The organism is Cellvibrio sp. ARAG 10.3 (assembly GCF_051846955.1).
Lineage (GTDB): Bacteria > Pseudomonadota > Gammaproteobacteria > Pseudomonadales > Cellvibrionaceae > Cellvibrio.
Genome location: NZ_JBPYCU010000008.1, coordinates 111155 through 127226 on the forward strand (window position 1 = coordinate 111155; position 16072 = coordinate 127226).

Genomic DNA, 16072 nt, shown 5'->3' on the forward strand with positions numbered 1-16072 from the left:
CCTTCTCTCTTGTTAGTTTTTGTAATAATTTTTAATCTGGTTTTGATGGTTCATCGTGATAATAATCGCGATGGGCCTGTTCCAGCTTGCGACTGACATCACCGGGAGAGCCTGTGTTACGCGCCAGTAAACTATAAGCCACAGGCACTACAAATAATGTCAGAAAGGTGGCCAGGAGTACTCCAAAAATCACCACGATACCGATAACAAATCGGGTTTCCGAACCGGCGCCACTGGAAATAACCAAAGGCACCGCCCCCGCAACGGCCGTTAAACTGGTCATTAGAATCGGGCGCAGGCGTGCGGACGATGCCTCCAGCAGTGCCTGATGAAATTCCACGCCGCGATCGCGTAGCTGATTGACAAATTCCACGATCAAAATGCCGTTCTTGGCCGCCAGCCCGATCAGCATAATCAAGCCGATTTGCGAATATAAATTAAAGGAGTTTCCGGTGATGTACAGCCCCAACATGCCACCAAGAATTGCCAGGGGCACCGTGAGCATAATAACAAACGGGTGAACATAACTTTCGAACTGCGCTGCCAGCACCAGGAAAGTAATCAAGATACCGAGCAAAAAGATAAACATGACCGAGCCCCCGGCGGTTTGAAAATCCCGGGATAAACCTTTGTAATCCACAACGGCAGAATCGGGTAAATGTTCTCTCACCAGACCATTGAGATAATCCAGTGCTTCACCCAATGCCAGGTCTTCAGAAAGGTTAGCCTCAATGGTCAGTGAGCGAACACGGTTGTAACGATTCAAACGGCTGGCATCGGCCATCTCACGCAATTGCACCAGGTTCGCCAGCGGAATCAGTTCGCCGGAACGTTCCGAGCGCACGTACATGTTTTGCAGGCTGGTCGTGGTGCGTTGCTCGTCGCGCTCGCCTTGCAGAATCAGATCGTATTCTTCACCGTCGTCAATATACGTGGTGACGCGGCGCGACCCCAGCATAGTTTCCAATGTGCGGCCGATGTTGTTGACGCTCACGCCCAGGTCCGCCGCGCGATTGGTGTCGATGATGACCTCAACCTGGGGTTTGGTTTCCTTGTAATCCCAATCAATACTTTCGAGGCCGGGATTACTGGCTTCAATTTTTTCCAACATGATATCGCGCCACTCGGCCAGTTCATTGTAAGACCCGCCGCCGATAACAAATTGCACCGGCTTTTGGGTCTGTGAACCAAAGCCCTGCCGCATCACCGGCGCTGCTGTCACGCCGGGCAAGTCGCTGAGCTTCGCGCGGATTTCATCCATCACCACAAACGCATTGCGCCGCAAACTCCAGTCATTCATCACCGCGATGATGATCCCACTATTAAAATTTTCCGCTGTCCCGAATGATCGCGGAGCACGGACCATCAAGCGATTAATTTCCCCGCTATCAACATACTCCATCATGCGCGCTTCAATCTCATTCATATACTCTTCCATGTAAGAATAACTGGCGCCTTCCGGCCCGTTTACCATCACAAAAAATGTACCGCGATCTTCTCGCGGAGCATATTCGGACGGAATCAAACGCGACAGCATAAATGTCGAAAGCAATAAGATTGCAAAGATCACCACCACCATTTTGTCGCGCTTCAGGCAGGCGTTGATGGCGCGGGTATAGTAATGGCGCAGGCACATGGTCCACTCATTGATCTTATCCACCAGTTTATTTTTATGGTCATTACGTTTGAGAAACTGGGACGCGAGCATGGGCGAGAGCGTCAATGCAATGAGTGATGAAAAGGCTACAGAGGCGGCCATGGTGATCGCAAACTCGGAAAACAAGCGACCGATATCGCCTTTAAGGAACACAATCGGAACAAAAATAGCAATCAACACCAGGGTCGTCGCAATAACGGCAAAGCCCACTTCGCGCGCACCGTCAAATGCCGCCAGCAAAGGCGGTTTATTTTTTTCTTCCATGTGGCGCACAATATTTTCCAGCACCACAATCGCGTCATCCACCACCAGGCCAATAGCCAACACCAACGCCAGCAGCGTTAGCATATTGACCGAAAAGCCGAGCACGGCTAGCACAGTAAACGTTGCAATAATCGAAACCGGCACCGCCACGGCCGGCACCAACATGGCACGCACGCTGCCGAGAAAAAGATAAATCACCAGCACCACGAGAAAAATAGCAATGCCCAAGGTGAGATAAACTTCTTCGATAGCGCGCTCCACAAAGATGGAACTGTCATAGCTGTCTTCAATACCCATGCCGTCCGGCAAGGTAGCGAGAATACGGTCACGCTCGGCTTTTACGCCCCGCGCCACATCAATGGTGTTGGCGGTGGATTGTTTGCTGATGCCGATCCCCACTTGATTGATGCCGTTGCCGCGAAACATATTTCGATCTTCTTCGGTGCCTTTCTCAACCCGGGCGACGTCACCCAGGCGAATCAGATAACCATCTTCACCGCGGCGCAACACCAGCCGGGAGAAATCTTCAGCAGTAAGATAGTTGCGCGCCATGCGCACGGTGAATTGACGATCTTCCGATTCAATACTGCCCGCCGGCAGTTCAATATTCTCGGCGCGCAAGGCATCTTCAACATCATTAACGGTAAGGTTGCGCGCGGCCAGTTCGCGCCGATCCAGCCATATGCGCATGGCATAACGTTTTTCGCCACCGATCCTGACCCGCGCAACCCCGTCCACAACAGAAAAACGATCCACCAGGTAGCGCTGCGCGTAATCGGACAACTCCGGTGTGGTCATATTGTCGCTGGTGAAATTGAACCAGAGGATAACGTCTTCATCCGAGCTTACCTTTTCAACCTCCGGCGGCTCGGCTTCGATAGGTAAATTACCCAGCACGCGCGATACCCGGTCACGAATATCGTTTGCTGCCGCGTCCATGTCCTGCCCAACATCGAATTGCACTACGATGTTGGAGCGTCCGTTCTCGCTGCTGGATTCAATATAGCGGATGCCCTCCACACCGGAGATGCGGTCCTCAATTACCTTGGTGATGCGCGTCTCGACGATACTCGCCGCTGCGCCGGGATAGTCGGTGCGAATGGATACCACCGGCGGATCAATGTCGGGATATTCGCGCAATGTGAGGCGTTCAAAAGCAACCAGGCCAAAGGCGATAAGTAGAATGGAGATAACGGAAGCAAAAACCGGGCGCTTGATCGAAACATCAGAGAGTAGCATCGGCGTTACCCTCAGGACTGAGTTGAATTAAGCAGTTCGGATAAACTTTCCTCACCGGTTTCTTCAGCGGTGATGTTGATCAGTGTACCGGCGCGAATTTTTTGCAGACCATGGGTTACCACTTTTTCATCGGCTGCCAATCCATTGAGAATTTCAACCGCACCGCGCAGACGCTGCCCGATGTTCACCTGACGACGCTCAACCGTCAGTTCATTGCCTTTGGGTTGAACGACAAACACAAAATTATCACTACCCAATGGCACTAGAGCTGCCTCAGATATCACCAGGGCTTCTCGCTTATTGGCATAGAGATCAATACTCATCAACATGCCCTGCTTTAATTCACCCTCATCATTAGGCAACAACGCGCGCACGGTAATCGCACGGGTAACCGGATCAATCTGATTATCAATACTGTAAATCTTACCCTCAAAGACTTTATCGCCCAACGCACGGCTTTTGGCCATGATGGGCAAATCCACTTGCAAACTGCGCAGGTAAATTGCCGGGACGGTAAAATCCAGTTTCATACGGCTGTCGTCGTTGATTGTGGTAATGAGATCACCGGGAGACACCAGCGCACCGACGCTGATATTGCGTAAACCAACAACACCATTGAAAGGTGCATCGAGGTGCAAGTCCTGCAAACGCGCCTCAATAGCGAGATAGCGCGCGTTGGCAGATTCATATTCACGCATCCGTTGATCAAGCAGTGATTGGGATGCGGCTTTTGTTTCGACCAAGGAGCGCACCCGCTCCATTTGTTTGCGCGCCTCTTCGGCATTGAAGCGCGCCTCAGCTAACAGGGCACGCTCTTCAGCATTGGTCATTTCTACCAGTACCTGCCCTTTCTTGACGCGCTGACCATCTTCAAAATTAATATGGGTTACCGTCTTGGTAACGTTAGAAGTCAAGCGGATGGATTCGTTGGCCCGCAAGGTGCCCAACGCTTCGATGCGGCTCTCCAACGGCTGCAAACTGACAGCCTGGACAATAACGTCCACGGCTTTTGCGGTTTGAGCCATCAGCGGTTGAGTGAACATCATCAATGAGCCAATGAATATGGCTCCCGGCAGGTGCAATCGCATCATCATTATCTCTCTCGTATACCCAAATGCCCTAAGAGCAGGAATCGTTTTTTGGCGCAGACTTTACCATATCTTCCCGATGTGAAGTACAACACATCCACACCCGTACACAGCTGATGCAGGTGGTGCGAAGAGCGATCATTCCGGAGTAGATTAAAGCGCGTGTTAACAGAAGTTTATTTCAAAAGATTACGCTGAAGAGGGAACGAACGATAAGCAGTTAACAATTGTTTACAGTGATATAACACTTGTTAACGGGTTGCAGTGAGAGATCAACTGCGCAACCAACAAAGAAGGCTATTACTCTGTTTTTAGAGCAGCAAGAATCTGGGGCTGGGTGAAACCCCGATATTGCAGAAATCGCATCTGACGCGCTTTTTCTTTTACATTCTGCGGTTCAGCAACACCGAAGCGCTTTTGTCTTTCTGCAAGTGCCAGATCAAACCAATCGTGATCCGAGGTACCGAGATAAATACCGATAATGGCTTCACTGACACCTTTCTCTTTTAATTCCAGCGCAATACGTACCGGCCCTTTGCCTTGCCGTTTACGCATATTGATAAATGCTTCGGTATAACGCTCATCGCTTTGCAGATTCTCTGCGCTTAACACGGCGACGGCTTCAACAATATCAGCGTCATCAAACCGCCGGGCAAGTTTACGTCGCAACTCAAATGCTGAGTGTTCCCGCATGGCCAATAAATTCATGGCTGCCAGCCTGATATCGGACATTATCGTTTTATCTGCCATGATTCCTTTTCCCGCACTCGGTATTCAAAAAAATGGCCGCAAAGCGGCCATCAGTCACCCGATAAATTTACTCTCAGATCGGTGGGAATTTACTGATAATCTCAATCACTGCACTGGTTAAAATGTCGCGCTGCTCTTGCGGCGTCAAACCACTGCGCAAACGTTTTTCTGATACACCACGCCAAATGGGTTTTTCTGTTTTCGCATCGACAATATCAATAATCAAACTACCCTGGTTATAGACCCGGGGAGCTCCGGTGGTGCCATAAAAAAGAGGAGCCGGATAATAATAACGATAGCCTCTGCCGTAATAACCATATCCGTACAGGCGATCATAAGTGCCCGGATCCAGCTTCTCTTCAATGACGATATGATAATTCACCAGGAAGTCCGGCTTGGCATCAGCCGGTGCTTGTTGATAACGCTGAGCCAGCTCACGATCCACCACCGAGTGGATGTGGCTAAAGGTAAACGGAGAGATAAGGATATTTTCGTTAGTGTCTTGTCGAGCTTCTGCAACCTGGTAGGTTTTCAGGGCAGAAAAGTCATAACCCGAAAGGTAATCAGTGACAACATAGGGTTTGTTTGAGCAAGCACCCAACAACGCGAGCACCAGTAACAACCCCATCTGCTTAAAGCGAATCATTTCACACCTCTCTAGTCGGCCTTTCGGCTATCGGTTTTAACGGGTAATGATGAAATCTGGCGTTCAGCATACCCACCGCCTTATCAGCACGCAACTAGTCTACACACTCTAACTAGTCTAACGACAGACCAACAAAGTCTTCCGGGTGGTAGCGCTGGATAAAAATTCGACTCTGCCCCAATAATGAAGTTCAGCCGCAGATAATGAAGGGATTCTGTGATGAAAACGTTCTATGAAAGGAGCGACGGAAATCAAGCCATCAGTAGCATGATTTCCGTCGTAGAAGACTTAGGATATCTCTACTTCGTCTTCTGAGTCGGCACTGGTGCCCAGTGACAACTGCGGTGTATTAAGCAGTTCCGCGCGAACTTTCTGCTCCAGCTCTTTGGCGATCTCCGGATTTTCCTGCAGAAATTTCATAACATTGTTTTTACCCTGGCCAATCTTGTTGCCTTGGTAGCTATACCAGGCTCCCGCTTTATCGACCATACCAAGCTTGACTCCATAATCAACGATCTCACCCATACGGTTAATACCGCTGCCATACAGGATCTGGAACTCTGCTTGCTTGAAGGGTGGAGCAACTTTGTTTTTCACGACTTTAACGCGCGTCTCGGAGCCAATAACTTCTTCACCTTCTTTCACGGCACCGATGCGACGGATATCCAGGCGCACAGATGCATAGAACTTCAACGCGTTACCACCGGTGGTGGTTTCCGGGTTACCGAACATAACCCCGATCTTCATGCGGATCTGGTTAATGAAGATCACCAGGCAATTGGCATTCTTGATGTTACCCGTGATCTTACGCAGGGCTTGTGACATCAAGCGCGCCTGTAAACCGACGTGATGGTCGCCCATCTCACCTTCGATTTCCGCCCGCGGTGTCAGTGCAGCTACCGAGTCAACGACCAGTACATCTACCGCGCCGGAGCGCACCAGCATATCGGTCACTTCCAGAGCCTGTTCGCCGGTATCCGGCTGGGAGATAATCAGGTCGTCAACATTGACACCGAGCTTGGCGGCATAGATGGGATCGAGTGCGTGCTCCGCATCGATAAAAGCACAGTTACCGCCCAGGCGTTGTGCTTCGGCAATAACCTGTAAAGTCAGGGTTGTTTTACCGGAAGACTCCGGTCCGTAAATTTCAATAATCCGGCCTTTGGGCAAGCCACCGATTCCCAGTGCTACATCGAGCCCCAGCGAGCCAGTAGAAATCGCTGGAATGGCAACCTGTTCCCGGTCGCCCATGCGCATCACAGTACCCTTACCAAATTGACGTTCGATTTGACTCAGGGCTGCTTGTAGCGCCTTTTCTTTATTCGCATCCATCCGACACCTCAACATTAAAATGAAAAAAATGATCTGATTTTTTGTGTGGCTTCTTTGTCAGTTTTTGCGCCAGCTTTTACTTACCACTGGTACTGACTACTGGCCAAAGCATACACCAAAAAGCTGTATACGCAAACAGTACTGTTAATTTATTCAGGTTTTTTTGGGTTCTCATTTAAGAGGACCAGCAACCCTTCCAATGCGATCACTACAGCCTGCTGCTGAACTTTATTGCGCTCACCCTCCAGGTGGTGGCACTGGACGCTGTATGGTCCTTTCGCAATTTCCCAGGCAAACCATACGGTGCCGACCGGCTTGGCTGCGCTGCCTCCGCTCGGACCGGCAATACCGCTGACCGCCACCGCAATATCGGCGCCCGATAACGACAGCGCACCAGCAGCCATCTGGCGGACAACGCTTTCGCTGACAGCCCCCTCCTTTACCAGGGTACGACCGTCAACCCCCAACAAGTGCTGCTTCGCCGCATCGGCGTATGTGACGAGCCCGTATTCAAACCAGGCGGAGCTGCCGGGAATGGCGGTAATCGCTGCTGCCACACCTCCGCCTGTGCAGGATTCCGCTGTAACCACTCGCCAATGCCGCTGTTGCAGGGTTTCCCCCAAGTCGGTGGCCAGCTGAATCAGGGACCGGTTATCTGTCATCGATAAGCTCCATGTAAGCTTCAAAAAAGTATGCCAGCCCAGGGCGGAGGGCAAGCATTTTAATGATCTATCAGCGTCAGGCCGAGCGACTTTTTGCTATTGGAGGCGAGTTTTCGTTAATTGAAAGCGACTCTCAATAAACGTAAACTTGATCCCCTTTTCCGGCGGCTTCAGGCGGCAAATCCGGCTGGTCTCATCCTCCAATCCTGCTGATATAACACATCCTATGACCATAACGACCCAAGATCTCTCATCACAAACACCCATGATGCAGCAATATTTGCGTATCAAGGCCCAACACCCCCATGAGCTGGTGTTTTATCGCATGGGCGATTTCTATGAGTTGTTCTTTGACGATGCAAAGAAAGCAGCCGAGTTGCTGGATGTGACATTAACCGCGCGCGGCAAATCCAATGGCGAGCCTATTCCCATGGCCGGCATTCCTTTTCACGCCGCCGATGGTTACCTGGCCAAGCTGGTACGCGCGGGAGTATCGGTAGCGATCTGCGAGCAAATTGGCGACCCCGCCACCAGTAAAGGTCCGGTAGAACGCAAGGTCGTGCGCATTGTGACACCCGGCACGGTCAGCGACGAAGCGCTGCTGGATTCACGCCGCGACAACCTGCTGGTTGCGATACATCAACATCTGGATACCTTCGGTATCGCCTCGCTGGATATGGCCAGTGGCCGCTTTCTGGTGCTGGAGGTGGAAGGCCTGGATGCGGCACTCGGTGAGTTGCAACGCCTTAATCCGGCTGAATTGTTGATCAATGATCATCTGTCTTTGCCGGAACTGACTGAAAATCGTAAAGGCCTGCGCCGTCGCGGCCCCTGGGAATTTGAACTGGAGACAGCGCAACGCTTGCTCATCCAACAATTCGGCACCCAGGACCTCGCCGGCTTCGGTTGCGATCATCTCCCGGTGGCGATTGCCGCCGCCGGCTGTCTGCTCAGTTATGCTCGGGAAACCCAGCGCACTGCCCTACCCCATGTGCGTAGCCTTGCCCATGAAAATCGCGACGAAGCGGTCATCATGGATGCCGCCACGCGACGCAATCTCGAGTTGGATACCAACCTGAATGGCGGTGATGAACATACGCTGTTTTCCGTGCTTAATTGCGCGGCTACCAGTATGGGCAGCCGTCTACTGCGTCGCTGGCTGAATCGCCCGCTGCGCGATCTGGCCAGCTTGCGCTCGCGCCAGGCTGCCATTGCAGAATTGCAACAAAACTACGGCTTTGAACTCGTCCACGGCATCCTCAAGCGGGTCGGTGATATGGAGCGCATCCTGGGGCGTCTGGCCTTGCGCTCCTCTCGTCCGCGCGATCTGTCACGCCTGATGATGTCCCTGGCGACCTACCCGGAATTACAGAGCGAATTAGGCACTGCCCAGTCACCCCACCTGCAACACCTTGCACAACAGATTGGCACCTTTCCTGAATTGGTAGATTTGCTGGCGCGGGCGATTATTGAAAATCCACCGGTGGTGATTCGTGAAGGTGGCGTCATCGCTCCAGGTTATGACGCGGAGCTGGATGATCTGCGCAATATCAGCACCAATGCCGGGGATTATCTGGTCGAACTGGAAACACGTGAACGCGAGCGCACCGGCATTCCAACCTTGAAGGTGGGCTATAACCGCGTGCACGGCTATTTCATCGAACTGACCAGCGCGCAGTCCGACAAAGCACCCTCGGATTACATCCGCCGTCAGACCCTTAAAAATGCCGAGCGCTACATCACACCAGAGTTGAAAGAGTTTGAAGACAAGGCACTCTCCGCTAAAAGCCGGGCGCTGGCACGTGAAAAAGCGCTGTATGAAGCGCTGCTGGATATCCTCAATGAACAGCTGGTGCCATTACAGGATTCCGCGGCTGCGGTCGCAGAGCTGGATGTCATCACTACCCTGGCAGAGCGTGCTGATAGTCTCGGGTTTTGCCGCCCCACACTCAAACCCGAACCGGGCATTCATATTCTTGGCGGACGTCACCCCGTTGTGGAGCAGGTAACCAGTGCGCCATTTGTACCCAATGACCTGATGTTCCGCGCGGACCGCCACATGCTGATCATCACCGGCCCGAATATGGGCGGTAAATCCACCTATATGCGCCAGGCGGCGCTGATTGTGCTGCTGGCGCATATCGGCAGCTTTGTACCCGCCCAGGAAGCAGAAATCGGTATTGTAGATCGCATCTTCACACGTATCGGTTCTTCCGATGACTTGGCGGGCGGGCGCTCTACTTTCATGGTGGAGATGACCGAAACCGCCAATATCCTGCACAACGCCACAGATCGCAGCCTGGTGCTGATGGATGAAATCGGGCGCGGCACCAGCACCTTCGACGGCCTTGCGCTGGCCTGGGCTTGCGCACGACACTTGGCTGAACAGCTGCGCGCCTTCACGCTGTTTGCCACGCATTATTTTGAAATCACCAGCCTGCCGGACACGATTCCCGGCATCGCCAACGTTCACCTGAACGCGACGGAACATAACGACAATATCGTCTTCCTGCATAAAGTACAGGAAGGTCCGGCCAGTAAAAGCTATGGCCTCCAGGTGGCCAAGCTGGCCGGTATACCGACGGCGGTTTTACGCCAGGCCCAGGAACAGTTACATCTGCTTGAGCAAGGTGCCCATCCTCACCAACCTGCAAATACGGTGAGCGTGCACCTGGAACACTCCCCCGTTGTGCAACAAGCGGGCATGCCCTTACAAGGTGGTTTATTTGATGCCATGCCCGATCCAACGGTGGAAGCGTTGAAGAAAATTAATCCCGATAATTTGTCACCGCGCGAAGCGCTGGAACAGCTTTATCGATTGAAAGACATTTTGAGCGAGGGAAGGTAGGCGGCCCCAGTTATAAATAATCATTCTCATGTGAAAAACCTCTTCAATTTTAGTGATAAGCAAAAGCCTACCAAAATATCTAAAGGGTGTTTAAAATGGCCGCTCTTTTGAAAACGGTAATTTTTGGAGTCACCTATGACTTTTGTGGTTGGGGAAAATTGCATTAAATGTAAACACACAGATTGTGTGGAAGTGTGTCCCGTTGATTGCTTCTACGAAGGCCCCAATTTTTTGGTGATCCATCCTGACGAATGTATTGATTGCGCCCTGTGTGAACCGGAATGTCCGGTTGATGCCATTTTTTCTGAAGATGAACTACCCGAAGATCAGGCAGTATTTTTGGAGCTGAACGCAGAGTTGGCGGAAGTGTGGCCCAATATCACCGAGATGAAAGACTCTTTGCCTGATGCAGAAGAATGGGATGGCGTGCCGGGTAAATTGCAGCATCTGGAACGCTGAGTTCGGCAATAAAAAAACCGCGCAATGCGCGGTTTTTTTATGTCTGTTTTTCGCATCAGGAACAAGGATCCACGCAATAAACATTTCAAATAGCAAAAGGGCAACCGAAGCCGCCCTTTTTACGCTAAAACATACTAGACGCTAAACAACGCTTCGCTGTTCAGGCCCTGCTTTTCCATAATGTCGCGCAGACGCTTTAATGCTTCAACCTGGATCTGCCGTACACGCTCGCGCGTCAAACCAATTTCATGCCCGACTTCTTCCAGCGTACTCACTTCGTGGCCCCGCAATCCAAACCGGCGCGCCAATACTTCACGTTGCTTCTCAGTCAACTCTTCCAACCAACCATCCAGGCTGGCGGTGAGGTCACTGTCTTGCAAAAGTGCAGCAGGGTCTGACACATGGGTGTCGGCGATAGTGTCGACAATCGTCCGGTCAGACGAAGCGCCTACCGGTGTGTCAACCGAGGTAACACGCTCATTCAGGCCGAGCATGCGCTCCACATCGGAGACCGGTTTTTCCAAAAGATTAGCAATTTCTTCCGGCGTCGGTTCGTGATCCAGCTTCTGCGCCAACTCGCGGGCTGCGCGCAGATAAATATTCAATTCTTTGACGACGTGAATAGGTAAACGAATCGTGCGCGTCTGGTTCATAATCGCACGCTCGATGGTCTGACGAATCCACCAGGTGGCATAAGTGGAAAAACGGAATCCACGCTCGGGATCAAATTTTTCAACGGCGCGAATCAGGCCAAGATTGCCCTCTTCAATTAAATCCAGCAATGCAAGACCGCGATTAACGTAGCGACGAGAAATCTTCACTACCAAACGCAGGTTGCTTTCAATCATGCGCTTACGTGCAGCCTCGTCGCCCTTCAGCGCCTTGCGGGCAAAATAAACTTCTTCCTCCGCGCTGAGCAGGGGAGAGAAACCAATTTCGTTCAGGTAAATTTGAGTGGCATCAAGTGTCTTGTTGAACTTGTCGTCAACGATTCGCTCGCTGGCAACGCGTGGGACAGGCTTGGGAAGATCATCGTCATCATCACTGTCTGCTAACAGGATATCGCTTTCATCAAAATCGATATCTTGCGCAAGGAATACATCGTCGCGATCGTATGTAGATTCCCTATTTTCTGTAGTCATTGTTTTAGCCCCTTATTTCAGTTTGCTGGCTGGGCTTTCTGTGCCCGTTTTTCCAGCGTACACAAGCTGCACCTTGTACTTCCCGTTTGGTAACGGTGGTCGGCTTACGCCAAAACAGGGTGAATTCATTTTAACGCTTGGGCAGGTATTTCATGGGATCTACCGGAGTGCCATCGCGACGTATTTCAAAATGAAGTTTTACCCTATCGGTACCGCTTGAACCCATATCGGCAATTTTTTGCCCGGCTTTAACCACGTCGCCTTCCTCTACCAGCAGATGATGGTTGTGCGCATAGGCACTCAGGTAGGTTTCATTGTGTTTAATGATGAGCAACTTGCCGTAACCGCGCAGTCCGCTTCCTGCGTACACGATCTGTCCCGAGGCTGCTGCAAGCACAGGCTGTCCCAAATTGCCGCCGATATCAATACCCTTGTTGAGGCCATTATTGCCATGAAATCCAGAGAGCACCCTACCTTGGGCCGGCCACTGCCAATTCGGCGCGCCAGCTAACAGCGGCGGCTGGGATGTCGCTGGTGTGTTTGGTGTTTTATTTTCCGAACGAGACGCCGTTGTTGGTCGTGCAGGGGTTGCTTGGGGCGGGCGGGTCACCGGAGCGGCCTGGGGTCTGGAGGTCACCGGATTCGTTCGGGGGACAGACGCGGAGGCTGGCGGAGCAATGCCTACATCGAGACGAATTTTTTGACCGGGGTAGATGGTGTATGGCGGGTTGATTCTATTGTGATTTGCCAATTGCCGATAGTCGAGGCCGTAGCGCCAGGCAATTGAAAACAGGGTTTCTCCACGACTGACCTGATGCTCCCCGGGATTCTGGATTTTTCGACTGGGTGGCTGTGCGCGATCAACAACGTGCGCGGGCTGCGGCGAGCCACAGGCGAGTAACCCAAGGAACATGATCGATATAGCGATCAAGCGACCAAAGATTAACGGCGTTGTGTAAGACCGCTGTAGCATACTAAAACTCAGTCCGGCAGGTTAATTTTTAATCGCCTTTATTAATTTTAGAACTTAATAAAAAAAACTTATTATAAAAATATCTAACTTTTTATTACTCACTGAGGCATAAAAAGGGTCATTTTTCGTGTTTTTCCGAAGTTAAGCTCTAAAAACCCAATTCTTTGGTGAAAATTTTTACACATGTTATTAGATGTGCCACATCTGCTTCAGCGAGTCGTACCAGATAAAAGAGGTACAAATTTAACCGGTTCCAGCTTTTGGGTAACGAACTTATCTGTGTCGCCATCCCGCATAACCAGATGCAATTCCTGCTCCTGTCCGCCCACTGGAATCACCAGCACACCATTGGGGGCCAGCTGGGCAAGCAACTCGTCAGGAACGGCGCGCGGTGCAGCCGTGCTTAGAATGCCGTCGTAGGGCCCCATCTCTGGCCAACCATATCCCCCGTCGGCATGTTTAAGTTGAACGTTGCGCAGCCCCAGTTGCCGCAACCGATCACGCGCTTTGTCCTGTAGCGGTTTGATACGTTCCACACTGAACACCTGACCGACCAGTTGTGCGAGGACTGTAGTTTGGTAACCGGACCCTGTTCCTACCTCCAAAACCTTTTCAAGTTTGCCGCCACTGGCGCCCAGCAGGATCTCGGTCATGCGCGCCACAATATAGGGTTGGGAGAGGGTTTGTCCGTAGCCGATAGGCAGCGCCGTGTCTTCATAGGCGCGGTGGGAAAGAGCTTCATCGAGGAAGATATGGCGTGGCGTGTTGCGGATAACATCCAATACCCGAATATTGGTAACACCCTGTTCGCTTAACCGTTGGATCAAACGTTCACGGGTGCGTTGCGAGGTCATACCAATGCCCTCGAAGATCAAACTACTCACGCTCAGCCCTCACCTTTTTCTGTACCCGGTTCTTTAGCTGACGGGTTCACTTGTTACCTGACTGCCTTGGCAGTCACCCCAAAATTGGCCAACTATACCACAATCTCATTGCGCCTCCGGTTAACCTCGGGGGCTCATTCGGAACGCGCGGATTGCACTCTCACCAGCTCACGCAAGACGGCCGTCGCAAATTCACCGCTACCCAGCGTAAAACTGATCACCAGATGCCGGGTTGCTACATCAGTTTCCCAAGTCCAGGTCAGATCACGGGGGCGCAATACCAGAGGCCGCCGCTCCTGTTGCAGACCCACATGTTCCAGCGCATCGCACCATTCAGCCCAGGCGTTTAGTGTTTGCTGCTCATGCGCAAGAGTGGCCAGGCTACTGGTCAGCCGACCGCGCCCCCACAGCGGACCACTGGGAACATTTTCAGGATCGCCTGCCAACAGCATAGACCAGTTGTGCTGCTGCACCCGATTGGCCAATAGTTGATTAAAGAGGTAGGAACGTGCCGCTGATAACACCAGGCCACGCTTTTGTTTATCGCGTATGGCTTTTCCGCTGAAAAGCTGCTCTGCCATCAATAAATTATTGCCTTGGTGACCAAAGCGTTGCTCTCCAAAATAATTTGGCACACCCTGGGTAGCGACACTCTGCAATCGTTGCTCAACCTCACTTACGGCTGCCTGTTCAAGGTTGCGCAACCGAATAACAAACTGATTCTCTTCGTGTTCACCACGACGCAGTTTGCGCGAATGCCGATGCCGCGCGAGAAGCTGTACAGAATCGCTGTTCAATCCTTGCCAGTCAGGCTCTTCCGTTTTAGGTAAATAAATGCTGAACCATTGGGTGGTGACTGCATGACGATCTTTGCGACCGCCGTATCCAACATCGATGATACCGACTTGCGCCAAACGCGCAATCTGCTCTGCAACCCAGGCCGTATTTTCACCGCGCTTGCGAATATGCAGATACACATGCTCGCCCTCCCCTTGCGGTTCAAAACCCAGAACCTCATCAACCTGAAAATCTTCCGGCTGGGTGCGGAAGTCCCCTGCATAGGTGGGTGTGCCGTACGCACAAGGAAAATCCAGCGAATAAGAAACAGACATAACTCAATACGGCTCGCGAAAGGTGATTGTTGCGTGTTGTGAAAAATATTGCAGAAACCGTTGGTCCATCCACCAATCACCAGAGCTGCTCAAATAGCCGACGTGACCACCGGTTCTGGTTAATTCAAGGGTGAGAGTTGGATGATCTCGCGCTTCGTCCATGGGATAACAGGCGGCGTTCAGGAAGGGATCATTTTGTGCATTGACCAATAAGGTGGGTACCGCAATACGATGAAGAAAATATTTTGCGCTGCAGCGCGCATAAAGTTCGTCCGCACTGCTAAAGCCGTTCAACGGCGCGGAAACATGGTGGTCGTAGTCGCGCAACGTGTGGATTTTTTCCAGCACCGATAAATCGATCAGGTCCGGAAATTTTTTTGCTTTACGCCGCAAACGTTTTTTCATATCACTCACAAAACGCAGGCGATAAATCATCTTGCTCCAATGATCCAGCGTCTCCACGCACCCGGCCAGATCTACCGGCACTGATGCTGTTGCAACACATTGGATACCGCGTATTTGCGCGTTGCTGCCCTGCTCGCCCAACCATTTCAGCACTACATTGCCACCCAATGAATAGCCGGCCAAATAAATCTGGTGGTATCCCTGTTGTTCAGCCCAGGTCACCATCGCATCCAGATCTTCACTGCAGCCCGAATAATATAATGTGGCCAGACGGTTATCGATATCGCCACAACCGCGCAGGTTCCAGGCCAGCACATCAAAACCGGCCCGTCTCGCCGCATGGCAAATGCCTAACACATAAGGTTGCCGCGAGCTGCCCTCCAGGCCGTGAGTAGCAATCAATAATTTACGCGGCTGATCGGCGGGAACATCCGCCGTGTAAAAATCTGCGGCGAGTTGATCACCATCCGGAAGGTGGATAAAACGAATATCTGTTGAAGGCGCTAGCGGTCGCATAATGACCGGCAACAAGGTTTGCATATGCCCGCCGGGCATCCACCAGGGAGAACAAAACTCAGACTGGATGATGGGCATGGTGGAATATCCTTTTC

General features: G+C 51.7%; 13 protein-coding genes. 2 read left to right on the forward strand and 11 right to left on the reverse strand.

Annotated elements, in window-relative coordinates; all coding sequences use genetic code 11:
* Positions 1-31 precede the first annotated feature (31 nt).
* The 6 genes from ACSV5M_RS11965 to ACSV5M_RS11990 all read right to left on the reverse strand — a co-directional run bounded on the left by ACSV5M_RS11965 (position 32) and on the right by ACSV5M_RS11990 (position 7638).
* Positions 32-3160 carry an efflux RND transporter permease subunit gene (locus ACSV5M_RS11965; RefSeq protein ID WP_439176458.1) on the reverse strand — a complete coding sequence of 1043 codons (3129 nt, stop codon included), beginning with the start codon at positions 3158-3160 and terminating at the stop codon, positions 32-34.
* Positions 3161-3171: 11 nt separating this feature from the next.
* The gene (locus tag ACSV5M_RS11970; RefSeq protein WP_439176460.1) at positions 3172-4254 is read right to left on the reverse strand and encodes an efflux RND transporter periplasmic adaptor subunit; all 1083 of its coding nucleotides are present in this window, start codon (positions 4252-4254) and stop codon (positions 3172-3174) included.
* 294 nt (positions 4255-4548) lie between these two features.
* Complete coding sequence (locus ACSV5M_RS11975) at positions 4549-4998, reverse strand: regulatory protein RecX (RefSeq protein ID WP_439176461.1); 450 nt, start codon at positions 4996-4998, stop codon at positions 4549-4551.
* A gap of 73 nt (positions 4999-5071) precedes the next feature.
* Complete coding sequence (locus ACSV5M_RS11980) at positions 5072-5644, reverse strand: DUF4136 domain-containing protein (protein ID WP_439176462.1); 573 nt, start codon at positions 5642-5644, stop codon at positions 5072-5074.
* A 288-nt stretch (positions 5645-5932) separates the two neighbouring features.
* Complete coding sequence (gene recA / locus ACSV5M_RS11985; RefSeq protein ID WP_439176463.1) at positions 5933-6976, reverse strand: recombinase RecA; 1044 nt, start codon at positions 6974-6976, stop codon at positions 5933-5935.
* Positions 6977-7125: 149 nt separating this feature from the next.
* Positions 7126-7638, reverse strand: coding sequence for a CinA family protein (locus tag ACSV5M_RS11990; RefSeq protein ID WP_439176465.1), 513 nt, complete (start codon positions 7636-7638; stop codon positions 7126-7128).
* A 226-nt stretch (positions 7639-7864) separates the two neighbouring features.
* On the opposite strand from ACSV5M_RS11990, the gene mutS reads away from it, so the two are divergent.
* Together mutS and fdxA are read left to right on the forward strand one after the other, a co-directional pair.
* A complete protein-coding gene (gene mutS / locus ACSV5M_RS11995; protein ID WP_439176466.1) occupies positions 7865-10486 on the forward strand; it encodes a DNA mismatch repair protein MutS in 2622 nt (873 codons plus the stop codon).
* Positions 10487-10621: 135 nt separating this feature from the next.
* Positions 10622-10945 carry a ferredoxin FdxA gene (gene fdxA / locus ACSV5M_RS12000; RefSeq protein ID WP_439176468.1) on the forward strand — a complete coding sequence of 108 codons (324 nt, stop codon included), beginning with the start codon at positions 10622-10624 and terminating at the stop codon, positions 10943-10945.
* Between the two features lie 134 nt (positions 10946-11079).
* Here fdxA and rpoS read toward each other — a convergent pair whose 3' ends face one another.
* The 5 genes from rpoS to ACSV5M_RS12025 all read right to left on the reverse strand — a co-directional run bounded on the left by rpoS (position 11080) and on the right by ACSV5M_RS12025 (position 16055).
* On the reverse strand, positions 11080-12087 hold the full coding sequence (rpoS, locus tag ACSV5M_RS12005; protein ID WP_439176470.1) for an RNA polymerase sigma factor RpoS: 1008 nt from the start codon (positions 12085-12087) through the stop codon (positions 11080-11082).
* A gap of 130 nt (positions 12088-12217) precedes the next feature.
* Positions 12218-13060, reverse strand: coding sequence for a peptidoglycan DD-metalloendopeptidase family protein (locus tag ACSV5M_RS12010; protein WP_439176471.1), 843 nt, complete (start codon positions 13058-13060; stop codon positions 12218-12220).
* A gap of 209 nt (positions 13061-13269) precedes the next feature.
* Positions 13270-13914, reverse strand: coding sequence for a protein-L-isoaspartate(D-aspartate) O-methyltransferase (locus tag ACSV5M_RS12015; RefSeq protein ID WP_439176551.1), 645 nt, complete (start codon positions 13912-13914; stop codon positions 13270-13272).
* Between the two features lie 164 nt (positions 13915-14078).
* Positions 14079-15056, reverse strand: coding sequence for a tRNA pseudouridine(13) synthase TruD (gene truD, locus ACSV5M_RS12020; RefSeq protein ID WP_439176472.1), 978 nt, complete (start codon positions 15054-15056; stop codon positions 14079-14081).
* A 3-nt stretch (positions 15057-15059) separates the two neighbouring features.
* Positions 15060-16055: a YheT family hydrolase gene (locus tag ACSV5M_RS12025; RefSeq protein WP_439176473.1), complete on the reverse strand. Its 996-nt coding sequence runs from the start codon at positions 16053-16055 to the stop codon at positions 15060-15062.
* Positions 16056-16072 lie beyond the last annotated feature (17 nt).